The sequence below is a fragment of the Bacillus sp. GC_Bacil_1 genome, assembly GCF_026540675.1.
GTDB classification, from domain to species: Bacteria; Bacillota; Bacilli; order Bacillales; family Bacillaceae_G; genus Bacillus_A; species Bacillus_A cereus.
Genome location: NZ_JALNUG010000001.1, coordinates 92,333 through 110,478, shown reverse-complemented (window position 1 = coordinate 110,478; position 18,146 = coordinate 92,333). Strand labels below are relative to the sequence as shown.

The window sequence follows — 18,146 nt, the reverse complement described above, 5'->3', positions numbered from 1 at the left end:
CACTATATCATAAGCCTGTTTTATAATATACTACTATTATTTTGTTAACTCTTTCGTTAACGATACATCATTCTTTTCTTTCATTTCACGCTCAAGTTTTGCAATTTTCATATCAAATGTGTCACGCTCATGCTCTTCATTCATACGAGTTTCTAAGTCACGAATGTGATCTTCAATTTCTTCAAATCGTAAGAACGGATTATTTTCATCCATTTTATGCATCGCAGTATTCATACGACGATTTGCATGTGCCATATTTTCACGTGCCATTAGTTCCATACGCTTTGCGTGCATTTCTTTTAATTTATTTTTCATTTCAGAAAGACGACGCTCTAACTCATCAATTTGCTCTACAACACCTGCATACATTTCTTCTAATCGAGTTACTTGCCCTTCATAATAAGCTACCTCTTCTAACGCACGTTCGTGCAATTGTAATTCGCCTGCTTCTTGAGCAATGATAGCTTGCTTTGATCTTTTGTTAACGAAATAACGTGCTTGCTCAAGCTCACGAGCAAAGTTAGATTTTAATGTTTTATGACGTTCAATTAACTTCTCAATTTTTGTTATTTCACGCTCACTATCACGTAAATATTGGTTTAACATCGCAATTGGATTTTTTCTTTCCTTCTCATCTAACACGTTATGAAAATCAGCTAAAATTGCATCGCGTACACGTCCGAATAAAGATTGTTTCATTATAAATCTTCCTCTCTTCTACTTTATTTATAATTTGATTTATTGTTTTAGTTTTTCATTAATTTGTTCCACTCATCTTCAAAGTTGCTATATGGTTTAGAACTTTCTGGAGCAGATTCAACAACTACATCTTTTTCTTTTTTCCACTCACGGTATCCGTAGTATAAAACCACTAAAGCAGCGATACCGATTAATGCTGGTGAATGAGAAAGCGCAATGGATAAACCGATTAAACCAACAATACCCCAAGCTAACTTTCCAAAAAATGACTTAGCTCGCACAAATGATTTATAGCTCCAATATACAACTCCTGCTCCGATTGCGAATCCTACAATACCAGCAAGACTACCAAGAGCAATTAAAGCCAAAATACCGGCTGCGATAAACGCTAGAAATTGTTTCATCTTGTGCTTGCCTCCCTTCGATTTGATACTCTTATCTTAACTATTTTTTCATCTTTCCATAACGAGCTTAAGAACCGTTTTTAACTCAGACTTAAGACCGAGTCATATTCAGCCCTTTACGCAAAAAAACGTGCAGAGTTTATTCTCTGCACGTTTTTTTAATTACTAACATTCATATTAAATTAAGCTGTTTTATGATACTCTTTTTTCTCAGCTACTTTAGAAAATCTTGGAAATCCAATTAAAATAGAAACAATCCCACATACTCCAACTAAGATTGGATAAAATGCATATGGCAACAATTCAACCGGAGATAACGCTGCAAATCCTGCTGCCGTTAACATTTGGGCACCGTACGGAATTAATCCTTGTACACAACATGAGAAAAGATCTAATACACTCGCTGATTTACGAGGGTCTATTTCATATTGATCTGCAATATTTTTTGCAAGCGGGCCTGTAAAAATAATCGAAATCGTATTATTCGCTGTACACATATTAGTCATACTTACTAAACCAGCAATACCAAATTCTGCACCTTTTTTCGAACGAATATTACGTGTTAATACATTCATTAAATATTGAATACCACCATTATATTGGATTAATTCAACCATACCGCCAATTAATATAGCAAGTAATACTAACTCCATCATACCGCCCATTCCAGTCGTTACACTTTTAAAGAAACTTTCTAACGTGTAACTTCCATCTATAAGACCGATAACACCAGATAATACAGTTCCACCAGTTAATACAATAAGTACATTCCAGCCAAGTAGCGCTGTAATAAGTACTCCTGCGTACGGTAAAATCTTTATCCAATCAAAGCTATGTGCTTTAATTTGCGTGTCACTTCCTGAAGTAACTATTACTAATAGTACAATTGTAATAATAGCCGCTGGTAACACAATTAAAAAATTCGTTTTAAACTTATCTTTCATTTCTGTTCCTTGTGAACGAACAGCTGCGATTGTTGTATCTGAAATAAATGATAAATTATCACCAAACATCGCTCCCCCAACAACAGTAGCCATTGCAAGCGCAATTGAGATATCAGTTTGACCACTAATACCTACAGCAATCGGCGCTAATGCTGCAATTGTTCCCATTGAAGTTCCCATTGCTAATGAAATAAATGCACCAATAACAAAGATTCCAGCTACGATAAATCCTGGCGGTAAAATAGTTAACGCTAAATTAACAGTTGAGTCTACTCCGCCCATTCCTTTAGCAGTTTCAGAAAATGCACCTGCAAGCACAAAAATTAATACCATAATCATAATATCCGGATTTCCTGCACCTTTAGCGAACCGCTCTACTTTCACATTAAAACTTTCTTTACGATTCATCACTAAAGCGACTCCTACAGCAATTGAAATCGCTACAAGTATCGGCAATTTATAGAAATCACCTGTAATAATTCCAGAACCAATAAATAGCGCCAAAAATATCCCAAGTGGTAATAAAGCTAAACCATTTCCTCTCGTTTCTTTCAAAGTACCATCTCTCCCTAGTTTCAACCTTTTTTTAATGAATAACAAAAGACCTCTTCCGGTGAGAAGAGGTCTTATACATCTATAAGAAACGCTCTTCTCATCTTTCAAGCACATGCTTGCTGGATTTGGCACAGCACTCTGAAATCGAGTCCGCTGCCGAGGCATCGTAGGGCCAGTCCCTCCGCCTCTCTTTATAAGAAGGTTTCATATTTATTTTTTAATAATAATTTCTTCCCTAACTTTACTCGCTTACAAAACAAAAGTCAATTATTTTTTGTATAGATTTTTTTGGTAATTATACAAAAATTTGAATACAATAATCATTTTAACTTTTCGATTTCTTCTTCCAATATTGAAATCCAATAAAATTCACTATTTTTTATTGCTGCTAATATCCATTTCGTAGTGTACCAAGCTAACTCATACTCTTCCTTCGTGACATCGCCACTTTTATAAGCATCCTCTAGCTCCTCTTCATCTAATACATACACCTTACCGCTAGGTAATAATACTACATCTAAATATAAATCATCAAAATACGGTAAACCACGATCGTCTATTTCATATTCTTTCGTCACATCAATATAATATTGCACTAAATTGTGCCTATCATCTAACATAACTGTAATCGCAAAGTTCTTTCCATTAATGAAATATTGAACCCACGTATACCCATCACTTGCAATACAAATTTCTTTACCATCATATTCTTTACAACTAGGCTCTCTCACCTTTTTTATATCCAGTATTCCGAGCATTCCCTCTTCCACTTGCTTAAGCCTATAACTCTTTTCTATTAGTCTTTTCCACGAAGAACCGTCACCATTTTTACGTTTCATTATGTATACTCCTCTTCTATATACAGAAAAGCTCCCACATATTATGTGAGAGCTTGTTCATATTATAATTAAGCAGCTTGACCCTTTTCAGAAATCTCTTTTAAATAAGCTTGTCCTTTTTCAGCGTCATATTGACCTTCCCACTTAGACATAACTACAGCTGCTAAAGAGTTTCCTACAACGTTAACTGCTGTACGAGCCATATCTAAAATACGGTCAATACCAGCAATGAACGCTAAACCTTCAGGTGGAATACCTACTGTACCAAGTGTCGCTAATAATACAACGAATGATACGCCCGGTACACCTGCGATACCTTTTGATGTAACCATTAATACAAGTAATAATGTAATTTGTTGTGTAATAGATAAATCAATACCGTACATTTGCGCCAAGAAAATAGCCGCAATTGCTTGATATAAAGTTGATCCATCTAAGTTAAATGAATAACCTGTCGGAATAACGAAAGATGTAATTGCTTTCGGACAACCGAATTTCTCCATTTTCTCCATGATTTTTGGTAAAACTGTTTCTGAGCTTGCTGTAGAATACGCTAAGATCAGCTCGTCTTTTAAAATCTTAAAGAATTGGAAAATGTTAATTCCAAATATTTTCGCTGTAAGTCCTAAGACAACTACGACGAAGAAGATCATTGCTCCATATACGACAATTAGTAATTTCCCTAATGGAATTAATGAAGCAAGACCAAATGTAGAAACTGTAACACCAATTAGTGCAAACACACCAAATGGTGCAAATTTCATAACTTGGTTTGTTACATAAAACATTGCATCAGCTACACCTTGGAAAAATTGAAGAACTGGTCTTCCTCTCTCACCAATTGCTGCTACACCTAAACCAAATAGTACAGAGAAGAAGATAATAGCAAGCATATCTCCGTCAGCCAATGACTTCATAATGTTCGTTGGAACAATATTTACAAACGTATCTGCAAATGAATGACTTTGTACTTGCTCTGTCGTATGTGTATATTTCGAAATATCTGTCTTTGTTAACTGCTCCATATTTACGCCTTTTCCTGGTTGGAAAATATTCGCTATTAATAGACCAACAATAATTGCAATTGTTGTAATAATTTCAAAGTAAAGAATTGTTTTTCCGCCTAGTCGACCTAGTTTTTTAACATCGCCAACACCAGCAACCCCAACAACAATACTTGCTACAACAATCGGTACAACGATCATTTTAATTAATCGGATGAAAATATCACCAATTGGTTGTAAGTACTTAACAACAGCTGGATTATCAAAGAAAATCGCCCCAACCGCAATACCAAGCGCAAGCCCTATTAATATTTGCCATGCAAGTCCTATTCTTTTCATATTTGTTGTAACCCCCTCTTCGATGTGTCACTCTATCTCTCATTCTATCTCTATAAAACTAAGAAATTAAGAGTATTACATATTATTCGACAATTCACTACATTTTGTCCCTGTTAAAAATCATAAATCAAAATTTAAAATCTGACAACAAAATAACTTTCCCCGAATGCAAATAATTTTCTTGACAAAAAATAAACCCATGTTAGAAAACCTCACATGAGAACGATTCCTTACTAGTGTTTTATTAGCTTTCTAAGTACTATTTCACCCCATAAAAACTAATACTTTCCTCCTGTATTTTACAGATAAATCCCAAAATATACCTTTATTACAGCCATAAATAAAATGTAAGTACTATGACAATTAAAGTTGAAAAATGATAAATTCCGACAAAACTTAGCAATTTTATAAAGTTTTCTTTACATTATGATTACAACGATAGACACTCTTCTTCTTATGATATATAACATTCATAGGGAAAGGAGTCAGACAACTATGAAAAAGAAATTTGCAGCGTTTAGTGTTTTAGCAGCAGGAACGATTTTTGCTTCCCCGTTACTTTCACCCGTATACGCTGAAACAAATCAAGATAAATTATCTAACATTCAATCTGAATTAGAAGGCAAACAAAGTGACTTACAAAATAAATCAGTCGAGAAAGAACAAATAGAAAAAGAAATTCAAGAATTACAGAAAAAAATCGATGAATTAACTACTTCTATTAATAAAAACGAGGCTGAATTAAACGATACAAAAAAAGAAATTAGCAAAACACAACAAGTAATTACTGACAAAAAGAAACATATAGAACAATTACAAACAAACATAGATACACGTCAGGAAGTTATTAAACAACGATTACAATCTATGCAAGAAAAACCGCGTACAAATATCATTACAGAAGTATTAACAAACTCTACAAACATTGCTGATCTTGTTGATAATATGTACTCCGTAAGTTTAATATTAAACAACGATACAGATATTGTAAAAAAACAAACATCTGATCAAAATGCTGTAACTACAGAAAAAGAAGCTGTTGAGAAAAAAGAACAACAACTGAAAGAATCTGAGCAAAAACTAGAACAAAAACAACAAGAATTACAAAATAACCAACAGCAGCAACAGACTCTTATTAACGATCTACATACGAAAGTAGCAAAAGTAGATTCAGAGATTGAAGGATTAGAAGAATCCAAAGGCATTTTAGAAAATCAACGTCAAGCTGTGCAAAAAGCAATTGAAGAAGAAAAACGGGCCGAAGAAGCTCGTAAAGCGGAAGAAGCTCGCCAGGCAGAAGAGGCTCGCAAACAACAAGCTACTAAATCTGCTCAAGCAACTCAAGCAGCTCCAACACCACATGATACAAACATCGGTGGCTTTATCAAACCAGCAGCTGGATCAAAAACTTCCGGATTTGGTGTACGTTCTTTAGATAACCATAAAGGAATTGACATCGCCGCTTCGGGAACGGTTCCAATTATCGCTGCTGCAGATGGCGTTGTTATTCGCTCAGAATTATCATCTAGTTACGGAAACGTAGTGTATTTATCTCACCGTATAAACGGAAAAACATATACGACAGTATATGCTCATATGAATAGCCGTTCTGTATCGAATGGACAAACTGTAAAACAAGGCGATCAGCTTGGATTTATGGGGAACACGGGCCAATCATACGGACAACATTTACACTTCGAACTTCATCTTGGAGAATGGAATGTCGGCAAGACAAACGCAGTCGACCCATCTCCTTATATCGGATTATAAAAAACCTCGGTACCTACCGAGGTTTTTTATTTACACTTCACACAATATAGGCATTCTACATAGACTATAACTAAATGCCTATAGTTTACGAGGTGATCAATATGAATACGCAATTACAACAAAAAATAGAAGAAGCTAGAGCGACATTTATCGGCCGGATATTTACATTTGGCGGATCAGTTTTATTTTTAATCGGTTCATTCCTCGCAGTCACCACAGCCTATAAAGCGTATAATCGTCTATTACATTCAACAACATAAAAAAAGACGGGAGATCCCCGCCTTTTTTTATGCAAACATTTTAAATACACCTATCACATTTAAAAATACAATTATTACAGTTATCGGAATGACATAACGAAGTAAGAAGAACCAAATGTTAAATAACGTTTTCCCCTTCGTTTCCGTCACTTCTAATTCTTTCATCAACAACTCTTTACTCATTTTATTTGGTACAAATAATGAAATAGCTAGTACTCCTAACGGCAGCAATACGTTACTTACCGAAAAGTCGACTAAATCAAAGAATGTTTTCCCAAATATTTTCACGTCACTCATAATCCCAAATGATAACGCTGATGGAATACCGACTGCAAAAATAAGAATACCAATTAATAATGATGCTGACGGACGCTTCTTCTCATTACCTTTCGCAACAGATGCTACTACAATTTCAAGCATTGAAATTGCTGATGTTAAAGTCGCAAAGAAGAATAAAATTAAAAACATAATAAAGAAAAATTGACCAAATGGTATTTTTGCAAATACTGCTGGAAGGACGATAAACAGTAATCCCGGTCCTTCAGTCGGTTTAACTCCTAATGCGAAAATCGCTGGGAAAATTGCTAATCCTGCAAGTACTGTAACAAAAACAGTTAAACTTACAATAGATGTTGCCGATTTCGCTAAATGTTCCTCTTTCTTTAAATACGAACTATACGTTACCATTACCGAGGCACCTACAGTTAGCGAGAAGAAAGATTGTCCCATCGCATATAAAATTGTATCTGCTGTAAGCTTTGAAAAATCTGGTTTCAAGAAGAACTCTACTCCAGCAAAAGCACCATCGAGTGTTAACGCACGAACAATAATCGCAATAAATAAAATAAATAATAGCGGCATCATGTACTTACTTGCCTTTTCTATACCTTTCTCTACACCTTTACTTACAACAAAAATCGTACAAAGCATAAAGATAAATTGCGCTCCAATCGCACTTAACGGATTTGAAATCGTTTCACCGAACAATTGTCCATAATCAGCTACTCCATTCCAGAAACTTCCTGTCACACTATAATATAAATAAAGTAAAATCCATCCACCTACAACACTATAAAAAGATAGTACACTAAAACAAGTAACAACTCCCATACGACCAATCCAAGGATATAATTTGCTATTTGGCACTAGTACTTTATAAGCTGTAACCGCCTCTTTTTGCGTGCTACGTCCAATAACAAACTCCGCTATTAGAAGAGGCATACCTATAAATAAAGTTAGCAGTAAAAATACAAGGAAGAATGCGCCTCCCCCGCCATTACCTGCAACATATGGAAATTTCCATATCGCACCAAGACCTACTGCGGCTCCGGCTGCTGCGAGTACAAAGCCTATTTTCGACGTCCATTGCTGTGTTTCTTTCATCATAAATTCTCCTTTTCTGAATATTTAAACTTTTGTTAATTATACACTTTCATTTCATACTCGCACACCTCCTTTAGAAAATAAAAAAGTCCCCTACACGCAAATATGCATGTAGAGGACGATATATGTAATGTAAATACCGTGGTACCACCTCAATTGGATTGATAAATCCCACTTGTTCAAGTACAGGAATAATTCCGATACTCTATCCTTTTAACGGCGGAACCCGGGTTGCCTACTACAATGTTCAACATACCTCTCGCAAGCCCATTCTGTATAATTTATCGTACCGGGCTCCCACCTAACCCCAGCTCTCTGAACGCATCAAATATACGTACTCTTCTTGCTCATCGATTTCATCTATTGAAGTTACTTGTGATTATAAATTATATTTTTATATTTGTAAAGCGCACTTTATCTTTTATTATTTTAAAACCTTTCCCTCTAATTCTCGCAAAAAACTTTCTCTTTCTCTCTCGTTTTGCACATATACTGATTTCAACACTTCTTGGAGTAATATATTTCGTTCTCTCTTTTCTAACTGTAAATCTTTTAACTTCACCCTTACTTCATATAAAAAATCTAAATACGATTCATATGTCTCATCATATTTATTTGCAATCTCATCTCGAATTTTTTTTGCGAGCTTTGGGCTCGCTCCCCCAGTAGAAACTGCTATATTAAGCAAACCACGATGAATCGCTGCTGGAAAGTGAACATTACCACTTTCCGGATTTGTAATAACATTTACTAATTGATTCTCTGCGGCATCTTCAGCAACTTGTTCATTTAATATTGAATCACTACTCGCTGCAACAACTAAAAAAGCATTTTTAATATCACTTTTTTCATATTCTCTTTGATACCAACGAATTTTCTTTTCTTCCACAAGTTTTACTAAATTCGCATCTAATTCTGGACTGATCACAACTATATCCGCACCTTGTTTGAGTAAAGGAATAATTTTAAATCCTGCAACTTTTCCCCCACCAATAACAACAACGCGTTGCTCATTAACTCGCACTGTAAGTGGATACATACTGATCTCCTTTCAATAACTCCGTCGTTTTCTGAATTAACATATCTTGTAACGCTTCATTCTTCCCTAAATATGAACTGATTTTTATCTCTTCCAATGCATATTGGCGCACTTCTTTCTCAATATGTTTCATAAGTAAACCTGTAAATAACAAATAAGGTAGCACAACGATGTTCTCCACTTCCCGTTCTACAACTTCCTTCAATTTCCTCTCAAATTTCGGCTCCGCAGCCGCTAAATAACAAACCTCAACTTTTTTAATTTTCTCCTCAGCTTGAAATAAAGAGGCGATCCATTTTATATCTTGTAATACTTCAGGATCACTACTTCCTCTTGCAACGAGCAGAAGGGTCACTTCAGCCTTCCCTTCCTTTTCAATACCACTTCCGTTATATACTGATTTGATCAGTGTTTCTGATACACCAAACGGATTACCATAAGTCACTTTAACATTCGGATATTGATTCTTGAGCTTTACCAATTCAAATGGAATATCTTTCTTCACATGACCTGCCGCTAATAAAAAAACAGGGATGGCAATAATCTCCGTGGCCCCACGCTTCACACATGTACGAAAACCATCTTCAATAGAAGGATTCGCTAACTCTAAAAAACAAACTTCTTGAATATTCGCTTCTATACGACTCATACACGATGTAATAAATTGAATCGCCTCTTCTTTCGCTGTCTTCAAACGACTTCCATGACATATATATAAGACGGCTTTCATTTTACAACACTCCACTTACTTGATAAGCATTTTCCGTTTGCTTCTCAAACCAATGGATTTTTTCTCTAAAACGGACAACTTCTCCAATTACAATCATGCTCGGATTTTGAATTTGCTCTTTTTTCGCAACATCTACAATTGTTCCTAATGTCCCAACAACTGTACGTTGCATAGACGTCGTCCCCTGCTCAATAATAGCAGCTGGCGTACTTTTACCTTTTCCATGCTTCATAAGTTGCTCACATATGTAGGGCAAATTACTAACCCCCATATATATCGCTAAAGTCTCTACACCTTTCGCTAAACTTTCCCATTTCACTTCTTCTTCAGCACCTTCTTTCCTATGCCCAGTCACAATAGCAAAACTTGCACTTGCATCACGGTGCGTCACTGGAATACCAGCATAAGCAGGTGCAGCTATTCCAGACGAAATACCTGGGACGATTTCAAATGGTACACCTTGCTTTGCTAATGCTTCCGCTTCTTCTCCCCCTCTACCAAATACAAATGGATCGCCGCCCTTAAGCCTCGTTACAACTTTCCCTTTTTTCGCATACTTAATAAGAAATGTATTAATTGTTTCTTGCTTCATCGTGTGATAATTCGGGAGTTTCCCGCAATAAATTAAATCCGCGTCAGGCTTTGCGTGTGAAAGCAGCTCTTTATTCACAAGGCGATCGTATAAAATAACATCTGCCTTCTCAATACATTTCAACCCTTTAACAGTAATTAAATCTGGATCGCCAGGACCCGCTCCAACAATATAAACCTTCCCCATCATCTCTCCTCATTTCTACTATTAAAATGAAACTTCCATTCGTATATAAGAATGGAAGTTTTTATTTTTTCGTATTACTAATCTCTACTCATGAATAACAAATGCTGCACCTTTTCGAATCTTCTTTTTTTCAAACAAAGAAATCTCTTTTACCTCTGGCAACGGTAAAAAATGTTTTTCAAGCTCAATCTCCGCAAGCTTAAATGCCTGTTCTTCACTTTGAGCAACAACAACAATCGGAACAATATCACTCACTAATACAGCTTCAAATCGATATAAATCCATATTGTCCCCCCTAAGACGCTATGACTTCTTCTAACACGTTATTTAACGCTATTTGTAATGTGTCTACACCAACACGACCTACAAAATCATAAAATGTTTCGGCTGGTAATTTATTCTCTTTGAAATAACTTATAAATGATGCGAGTACATCAGGTAAATCCTCGCCATCTATTTTTCCTTTTAACTTTTGATTGTAGGCACCGCCATCTAACAACGTTCCACCTACATATATCTCAAATGCTTCAACAATTCCCTTTTCCTTCGTTTTCATTTTCACCCCTTGTAACCCAATGTCAGCAATTTGACGTTGACCACATGAATTCGGGCAGCCTACCATATGAATTCGAACTGGAACATCGAGTGCAATTTGTGTATCTAAGTATTCTGCAATTTTTCGTAATCTTTCTTTCGTTTCTACTAGTGCAAGATTACAATATTCAATACCGGTACATGAAACCGCATGACCAATAAATGATTTTGGGCTTGCAGATATCGCTTCAAACAACGGTTCACTAAGTAATCCTTTTACATTTTCCGGAGGAACGTTCGGAATAATGAAATTTTGTGAATTACATGTACGAATTTGTCCATTTCCATATTGCTTTGCGATTCTTGCAATCTCAAACATTTCTTCTGCATGTAAACGACCTACCGGTACATTAAAACCTACATATTTTAATCCCTCTTGTTTTTGGTCTTGAACACCATAAAAATAGCCTGCATTCCATCCTTTGAGTGCACTTTCCCCTTTACTTTGTAAAGGCCCTGTATATTCTATTAGTTTCTCTTTAAATTTCTCTGCTCCCCAGTCCGCAACAAGAAATTTCAAACGGGCTAAATGACGTTTCTCACGATATCCAAAATCACGGAATATAGTAGCAATCGCAATTGCCACTGCCTTCACTTCTTCTGGTAAAACGAACACATCTAATTCATCAGCTAAATATGGACGGGCTGATAATCCTCCGCCTACTTTTATATGAAAACCAACTTTTTTATCACCATCTATTTCTTTCGTAGCAGGTGTAAATGCAACACAGTTAATCTCTGCGTTTGCTGAGTTATAAATATTAGAACTAATAGACATTTTAAATTTACGTGGCAAATTAGAAAACTCTTCATTATGTTGGAAATAGTCATATACCTCTTTCACAATATGTGTCGTATCAAATAGTTCATTTGCATCAATTCCAGCAAGCGGATTACCTGTAATATTCCGCGTTATATCACCACAAGCCCCCGCTGAAGATAATCCAACTCTTGCTAATCTTTTAAAAATATCTGGTATTTGCTGAATTTCTAACCAGTGAAACTGAATCGCCTGTCTCGTAGTAATATCTATTACATCACGTCCATAATCCTCAGCGATAGAAGCAAGTACTTCTGCCTGCGCATTTGTAATAATCCCTGACGGAATATTTACCCGCATCATAAAATAACCAGCTTCTTTTGGACGTTGTAAATACAATCCCGCCCATTTAAAAGCATCCCACTCTTCTTTCGGAATAGATTCAAATCCATTTTCCGCATAGTAAGGAATATCATTAAAAATTTCTAAGCCATCTTTTTCTAATTTATTTTTCTCCGTTTGATTTAGTTTTTCATTGTTAGCCCATACTTTTTCATAACTCATTTTTAAATCCCCCTATATAAAGTGAAACTTTAATCAGTAGAGTTTTGTTCATCCCACGCTGATTATTAGCCTTAACCAATCGGGTATTTACGGGCAGCCCGCCCCCCACCTAACTTCCTTGCCCCAATCGAACTTTGAGGTAGGAATTTTACTTCCCGGCAAATAGCGGGATAAAACTACGCTCTTGTAAGTACTTCACGATTTGTTCTGCACATTCTTCAATAGAATATTTGTGCGTTTCTACAATTAATTCTGCTTGCTCTGGCTCTTCATAAGGCGAATCAATACCTGTGAAATCCTTAATATCACCTTTTCTTGCCTTTTTATAAAGCCCTTTCGGATCACGTTTCTCACACTCTTCAATCGGACACTTCACAAAAATTTCAATAAATTCATCTGCCGCTAATAAATCTCTTACTTGTTTGCGGTCTACTCGAAATGGTGAAATAAATGCTGTAAGGACAACTGTTCCTTGATCTACAAATAACTTTGCCACTTCGCCAATACGTCTTATATTTTCCATGCGATCACTTTCAGAAAATCCTAAGTCTTTATTTAAACCGTGGCGAATGTTATCCCCATCCAGCACGTAATTTCCAATATTCTTTTCAAACAGTTTACGAGCGACCGCATTCGCTACTGTAGATTTACCCGAAGCTGATAAACCAGTAAACCAAATTACAAAACTGTGATGTCCATTCTTCAATCTTCTCTCATCTTTTGAAACCGAAGCTGTATGCCAAGTAATATTCGTATCCATCTCGTTCTCTCCCTATTCTGTTACAACTTCTTTTTTTAAACCTTTAATTAGCACTTCTACTACTTCTTTACGACTAAATGTACTTGGCGGAATCTCACCGTTTCTTAATAATTCTCTTACTTTCGTACCTGATAAAATAACATGATCTTCTTTTCCGTGCGGACATGTTTTCGTTGAAGCCATCGCTTCACATTTCGTGCAGTAAAAACTATGTTCAAAGAATAGTGGTGTAATGCCTAACTCTTCTATCGTAAAATTCGTGAAGATTTCTTGCGCTTCGTATGTTCCGTAATAATCTCCTACTCCGGCATGATCACGTCCTACAATAAAGTGGGTACATCCAAAATTCTTTCTTACTAACGCATGAAATATCGCTTCTCTTGGTCCTGCGTAACGCATTGCAGCAGGAAATACACTTAAAAAGACACGATTTTTCGGATAATAGTTTTGAAGGAGTACTTCATAGCTTTCCATTCTTACATCAGCAGGAATATCGTCCGATTTCGTTTCTCCAACGAGTGGATTTAAAAAGAGACCATCTACAATTTCAAGAGCAGATTTTTGAATATACTCATGGGCACGATGTACCGGGTTTCTCGTTTGAAATCCGACTACTGTTTTCCACCCACGTTTTTTAAATTCTTCTCTCGTTTCAATTGGGTCTAAATGATAAGAAGGAAATTGATTATTTTCAAAGCGTTTTGTTAGAATAATAGTTCCTCCAACGTAAACGTTTGGTCGTTCATATAACTTTTTCACTCCTGGATGAACCTCATCCGTTGTTTTATATACAAGTAACGCTTCTTTTTCTTTATCTGGTACGAAAATATCTTCTATTTGAATAGCACCATATATATTTCCATTGTTGACAAGCTTTACTTCCTCTCCGGTCTTCAGGCTTTCTGCGACTTCTTCTGTTACCGGTAATGTAATTGGTATACTCCACACACTACCATTTGCTAAACGAAGCGTCTCTACGACTGAATCATAATCTTCCTTCCCCAAAAAACCAGTAAGCGGGCTATATCCACCTGTCGCCAATAGTTCTAAATCACTTAAAGCAATGTTGTCTAATTTAATTTCTTTTTCAATTTGTGATACATCATATGTCTCATCTATACGGTTTACTAATTCGTTTACTGTGCTCATTTTCTATATCCCCTCTTAGCTTTATTTCAAGATTCATCTTATTGATAATGAAGACCACATTCGGTTTTCACTTTCCCAGCCCATCTACCATCTCTTGAATCGCCACCATCCCCTACAGGTAAAGTACATTTCTCACACCCAATACTTGGATAGCCAACATCATGCAACGGGTTATACGGCAAGCTATGTTTGTATACATATCGCCAAACTTCTTTCCACGTCCAATGAATGAGTGGACAAACTTTAATAGATTGAAAACGATGATCTTGATTTATAAACTTTGTATGCTTACGTGTTTCTGATTGTTCCCTTCTTAAGCCCGATATCCATGCTTTTTCCACGACTAATGATTTTTCTAAAGGTAAAATTTTTCTAATCTTACAACAAAGATTCGGATTGCTCTCCCACAGTTTTTCACCATGCAACTTCGCCTGTTCATCAAGTGTAAGTTCTGGCTGCTTTTCTATAATATTCAATGAAGGAAATCGTTCCCTCACTCTTTGAATTAATTCATATGTTTCTTGAAAATGAACATTTGTATCCAAAAATACAACTTTAGCAGATGGATTTACTTGGTTTATAAGGTGCAGCAATACCATACCTTCCACCCCAAAGCTACATGCGTAGACGATTTCATCTTTATACTCTTCATAAGCCCAATTTAATACTGATAACGCGCCTTTTGTTTCATCTTCTTCCGAAAACGAAACAACATTTTCTTCCCACGTTTCATACGTCAACATGTTTTTTCCCCCTGTAAAAGCAAAAAGACGGTTTTAACCTAATGAAAATAGGTTAAAACCGCCTCTAGTTTTTCTAGTCAGCGCTTTTCACTTTAAACGTACTTTTTCACTTTTCTCTAACTGAATTACTTTTCCATCTTGCACAACAATTGTAATTGAGCCATATTTCATATCAGCAAGCATCGCTTCAATCTTCTCGGATACTTCATCAAAATGTTCCCGTACACCCACGCGAACAGCCCCCCTTTTTATTCATAAAAAAAATCTTTCCCATTTCGAAAAGACTGTTCGGTAATATATTTTACCTTATCTTTCAAAATGGATTCCATTTTGCTGGATTTAGCACCTTGCTTTCTATAAGCAGGTTGCCGAGCTTCTTCGGGCCAGTTCCCTCCGCTTCTCTTGATAAGCTTTGTATTTGTATTTTATCACAATTCTGATTTTTTTCAATCCTAGTTTTCCGATATATTTTAATTATTTTATTTTACAAAAAAGGAATTGCCCATCCGAACAACTCCTTTTTCTATTTAAACAAGCTCTTTAATACGTATGCGATCGTTCCCAATAATATTTTCATATGTTTCGCGTTCCACAACTACTTGCGATGTTCCGCCTTTTGCAAAGACAACGGCTGGTCTTCGAATCCGATTGTAATTATTCGCCATCGAGTACCCGTAGGCTCCTGTACAGGAAACTGCTAGTAAATCAGCAGAAGCGACTTTCGGTAAATGAATATCCCAAATCAACATATCTCCGCTCTCACAACATTTCCCCGCAATCGAAACGAGTTCCTCATTCTCATCATTCCCTCGATTCGCTAACATTGCTTCATAACGCGCACTATATAAAGCAGGTCTTAAATTATCTGTCATTCCACCATCGACTGATACATATTTCCGAATACCAGGAATATCTTTCACAGACCCAACTGTATAAATTGTTGTCCCAGCATCACCTACAATGCTACGGCCTGGTTCAATCCATATTTCTGGCAATGGATATTCACATACAGTAAATTGTTCTCTCACTGCACTTGTTACAGCTCGCACATATGTCTCAAGAGTTAACGGTGTATCCGACTCTGTGTAGCGTATTCCAAATCCCCCACCTACATTTAACACTTTTACTACATAGTTTGTTTGCTCTCTCACTTCTTCTAAAAATTGGCGAAGAACTTCAATCGCTCGAACAAAGCCAGCTGTTTCAAATATTTGCGATCCGATATGTGAATGAATCCCTAGTACATTATAATTGGATTTTTGTAAAGCAAATCCAATTGCCTGCATCGCTTGACCGTTTGAAACGCCAAATCCAAATTTCGAATCATCTTGGCCTGTTGTAATATATTCATGTGTGTGCGCCTCTACTCCAGGCGTTACACGAATTAATATGTTCACAAACTTTCCATGTTGCATCGCTAAATCGTGTAAAACTTCTAATTCAAAGAAATTATCTACGACAAAACAACCGATATTCGCCTGAAGAGCCATCACTATCTCTTCTTCTGTTTTATTATTTCCATGAAAATGAATACGTGATGCTGGAAATCCTGCTTGGAGCGCAGTATATAATTCTCCTCCAGAAACAACGTCTAATGACATATTCTCTTCACGAGCTACTCGGCACATCTCCATGCACAAGAACGCCTTGCTTGCATATGCTACTTGATAAGAGAAACCACTTTCTTTAAAAGCACGATGAAATGCTCGGCATTTTCCTCGAATAGACTCTTCATCGTATACATAAAGTGGTGTTCCGTATTGCTTTGCTAGCTGCGTCGTATCGCACCCTCCAATTTCTAAGTGTCCTTGCCCATTAATTCGGCTTGTGCCGTGTAAATACATTTAAATTCCTCCCTTATTTCCTCTAAAACTCATAACCCCAATCTTCTATTCATTGCAGCACGCTTTTAGATAGACAAAAAACGCGCGGAACAATGTTCACACGCGTTTCTTATTAGGAAAAATATATATTGAAAAAATAAACGAGTTGTTATCTCCTCAAAATAAGAAACCGCATCAACATCTCCAAATAGCTCTCCATAAAATAAATCTTATGACAGTACTACATTTATTCAATGTAGTCCCAATATATGAATAAGATGGTTATTCTTATATTTCGGCAATAGTCCCTTTCAGCCTATGATCACAGATTCCATGAAATCTCCCATAGCTTACTCTTTCCTATCGCGGCCTCTACCTTTGAGAGTAGATGAGGTAAGTCTATTTAATTTTCAAACATCTAATTGTTGCTATTAACAATACCAAAGGACCATTTTATTTGTCAAACAATTTTTTATATTGTTTTTTTACAGTTTAATTTTGTATCATTTGGTAAGCGCTTTACTGAAATCTTTGTCACTTCCCATTCGCCTTCTTCGTTATTAAATGTAATCGTTACCTTCTCAAATGGGGGAGCAATTTTCCCAGCAACACGTTCATACTTTGTCACTTCAATACTTGCTTGAAATAAATATGTACCGCTATACACTTTTTTTAAACTAATAATTTTAGGGCATTGATACGGTTTCAAACTTCCATATTGTTTTTCAATTGCTTTATTTATTTTTGGAAATAAAACAGAATAAAGTGCATCTTCCATAAGAGGTGCATCATATTGAGCTATTGACACACTCGGTGAGGTAAAAAGTATAACACTACTGCATGCTATAAAATATAATAATTTTCGCATTATAACCTCCGTATTATCACGCGATTCTTTCTGCGTACGATAATTATCATACATAGAAATTCTGTTTTATTGTCTCCCACCACTCTTTTTCTACTCGATTATTATAAAAAAGCCCACAACTCTCTTTTATTTTCGTATAAT

At 36.1% G+C, this 18,146-nt stretch carries 19 protein-coding genes, 3 riboswitches and 1 other annotated feature; of the genes, 2 read left to right on the top strand and 17 right to left on the bottom strand.

The genetic code is table 11. From position 1 onward, the window contains the following. Window positions 1-36: 36 nt before the first annotated feature. From OXT04_RS00630 to gltP, 5 genes are all read right to left on the bottom strand, one after another. Window positions 37-699, bottom strand: coding sequence for a PspA/IM30 family protein (locus OXT04_RS00630; RefSeq protein ID WP_000814127.1), 663 nt, complete (start codon window positions 697-699; stop codon window positions 37-39). 47 nt (window positions 700-746) lie between these two features. Next, window positions 747-1,103, bottom strand: coding sequence for a lmo0954 family membrane protein (locus OXT04_RS00625; protein WP_000808640.1), 357 nt, complete (start codon window positions 1,101-1,103; stop codon window positions 747-749). Between the two features lie 182 nt (window positions 1,104-1,285). After that, entirely contained in the window at window positions 1,286-2,602 is a 1,317-nt protein-coding gene (locus tag OXT04_RS00620; RefSeq protein ID WP_000665496.1) for a Na+/H+ antiporter NhaC family protein, read from the bottom strand. Between the two features lie 94 nt (window positions 2,603-2,696). Next, a riboswitch (SAM riboswitch) is annotated at window positions 2,697-2,802 on the bottom strand. Between the two features lie 120 nt (window positions 2,803-2,922). Beyond that, window positions 2,923-3,441: a ribonuclease FAU-1 family protein gene (locus OXT04_RS00615; RefSeq protein ID WP_267412606.1), complete on the bottom strand. Its 519-nt coding sequence runs from the start codon at window positions 3,439-3,441 to the stop codon at window positions 2,923-2,925. A 68-nt stretch (window positions 3,442-3,509) separates the two neighbouring features. After that, the gene (gltP, locus tag OXT04_RS00610; protein ID WP_000821130.1) at window positions 3,510-4,784 is read right to left on the bottom strand and encodes a glutamate/aspartate:proton symporter GltP; all 1,275 of its coding nucleotides are present in this window, start codon (window positions 4,782-4,784) and stop codon (window positions 3,510-3,512) included. 495 nt (window positions 4,785-5,279) lie between these two features. Here gltP and OXT04_RS00605 point away from each other — a divergent pair, with 495 nt between their 5' ends. Together OXT04_RS00605 and OXT04_RS00600 are read left to right on the top strand one after the other, a co-directional pair. Further along, the gene (locus OXT04_RS00605) at window positions 5,280-6,554 is read left to right on the top strand and encodes a murein hydrolase activator EnvC family protein (protein WP_000726083.1); all 1,275 of its coding nucleotides are present in this window, start codon (window positions 5,280-5,282) and stop codon (window positions 6,552-6,554) included. Window positions 6,555-6,655: 101 nt separating this feature from the next. Beyond that, window positions 6,656-6,814: a hypothetical protein gene (locus tag OXT04_RS00600; protein WP_001095997.1), complete on the top strand. Its 159-nt coding sequence runs from the start codon at window positions 6,656-6,658 to the stop codon at window positions 6,812-6,814. Window positions 6,815-6,841: 27 nt separating this feature from the next. Here OXT04_RS00600 and OXT04_RS00595 read toward each other — a convergent pair whose 3' ends face one another. The 12 genes from OXT04_RS00595 to OXT04_RS00540 all read right to left on the bottom strand — a co-directional run bounded on the left by OXT04_RS00595 (window position 6,842) and on the right by OXT04_RS00540 (window position 18,005). After that, the gene (locus OXT04_RS00595; protein ID WP_000665433.1) at window positions 6,842-8,197 is read right to left on the bottom strand and encodes a sodium-dependent transporter; all 1,356 of its coding nucleotides are present in this window, start codon (window positions 8,195-8,197) and stop codon (window positions 6,842-6,844) included. 111 nt (window positions 8,198-8,308) lie between these two features. Further along, window positions 8,309-8,557, bottom strand: a binding site (T-box leader). A gap of 64 nt (window positions 8,558-8,621) precedes the next feature. Continuing rightward, on the bottom strand, window positions 8,622-9,236 hold the full coding sequence (locus OXT04_RS00590) for an NAD(P)-binding protein (protein ID WP_267412605.1): 615 nt from the start codon (window positions 9,234-9,236) through the stop codon (window positions 8,622-8,624). Then, window positions 9,211-9,966 carry a sirohydrochlorin chelatase gene (locus OXT04_RS00585; protein ID WP_097821910.1) on the bottom strand — a complete coding sequence of 252 codons (756 nt, stop codon included), beginning with the start codon at window positions 9,964-9,966 and terminating at the stop codon, window positions 9,211-9,213. Before OXT04_RS00585 ends, OXT04_RS00590 begins: the two co-directional genes overlap by 26 nt. 1 nt (window position 9,967) lies before the next feature. Next, the gene (cobA, locus tag OXT04_RS00580) at window positions 9,968-10,744 is read right to left on the bottom strand and encodes a uroporphyrinogen-III C-methyltransferase (protein ID WP_097821911.1); all 777 of its coding nucleotides are present in this window, start codon (window positions 10,742-10,744) and stop codon (window positions 9,968-9,970) included. Window positions 10,745-10,828: 84 nt separating this feature from the next. Further along, window positions 10,829-11,029 carry a DUF3906 family protein gene (locus OXT04_RS00575; protein WP_000366918.1) on the bottom strand — a complete coding sequence of 67 codons (201 nt, stop codon included), beginning with the start codon at window positions 11,027-11,029 and terminating at the stop codon, window positions 10,829-10,831. A 10-nt stretch (window positions 11,030-11,039) separates the two neighbouring features. Continuing rightward, window positions 11,040-12,662 (bottom strand): nitrite/sulfite reductase, encoded by a 1,623-nt coding sequence (locus OXT04_RS00570; RefSeq protein WP_000119608.1) that lies wholly within the window; start codon window positions 12,660-12,662, stop codon window positions 11,040-11,042. Window positions 12,663-12,810: 148 nt separating this feature from the next. Beyond that, window positions 12,811-13,422, bottom strand: a complete 612-nt coding sequence (gene cysC, locus OXT04_RS00565) for an adenylyl-sulfate kinase (protein WP_016513100.1) — start codon at window positions 13,420-13,422, stop codon at window positions 12,811-12,813. Between the two features lie 12 nt (window positions 13,423-13,434). After that, complete coding sequence (gene sat / locus OXT04_RS00560; protein WP_000108781.1) at window positions 13,435-14,571, bottom strand: sulfate adenylyltransferase; 1,137 nt, start codon at window positions 14,569-14,571, stop codon at window positions 13,435-13,437. Between the two features lie 38 nt (window positions 14,572-14,609). Further along, window positions 14,610-15,314 (bottom strand): phosphoadenylyl-sulfate reductase, encoded by a 705-nt coding sequence (locus OXT04_RS00555; protein WP_000959018.1) that lies wholly within the window; start codon window positions 15,312-15,314, stop codon window positions 14,610-14,612. An 87-nt stretch (window positions 15,315-15,401) separates the two neighbouring features. Next, window positions 15,402-15,545, bottom strand: a complete 144-nt coding sequence (locus OXT04_RS00550; protein WP_000538896.1) for a YezD family protein — start codon at window positions 15,543-15,545, stop codon at window positions 15,402-15,404. A 72-nt stretch (window positions 15,546-15,617) separates the two neighbouring features. Beyond that, a riboswitch (SAM riboswitch) is annotated at window positions 15,618-15,726 on the bottom strand. A gap of 115 nt (window positions 15,727-15,841) precedes the next feature. Beyond that, the gene (gene lysA / locus OXT04_RS00545) at window positions 15,842-17,158 is read right to left on the bottom strand and encodes a diaminopimelate decarboxylase (RefSeq protein ID WP_000280643.1); all 1,317 of its coding nucleotides are present in this window, start codon (window positions 17,156-17,158) and stop codon (window positions 15,842-15,844) included. 180 nt (window positions 17,159-17,338) lie between these two features. After that, window positions 17,339-17,520: riboswitch (Lysine riboswitch) on the bottom strand. Between the two features lie 89 nt (window positions 17,521-17,609). Then, window positions 17,610-18,005 (bottom strand): DUF3888 domain-containing protein, encoded by a 396-nt coding sequence (locus OXT04_RS00540; RefSeq protein ID WP_001228820.1) that lies wholly within the window; start codon window positions 18,003-18,005, stop codon window positions 17,610-17,612. Window positions 18,006-18,146 lie beyond the last annotated feature (141 nt).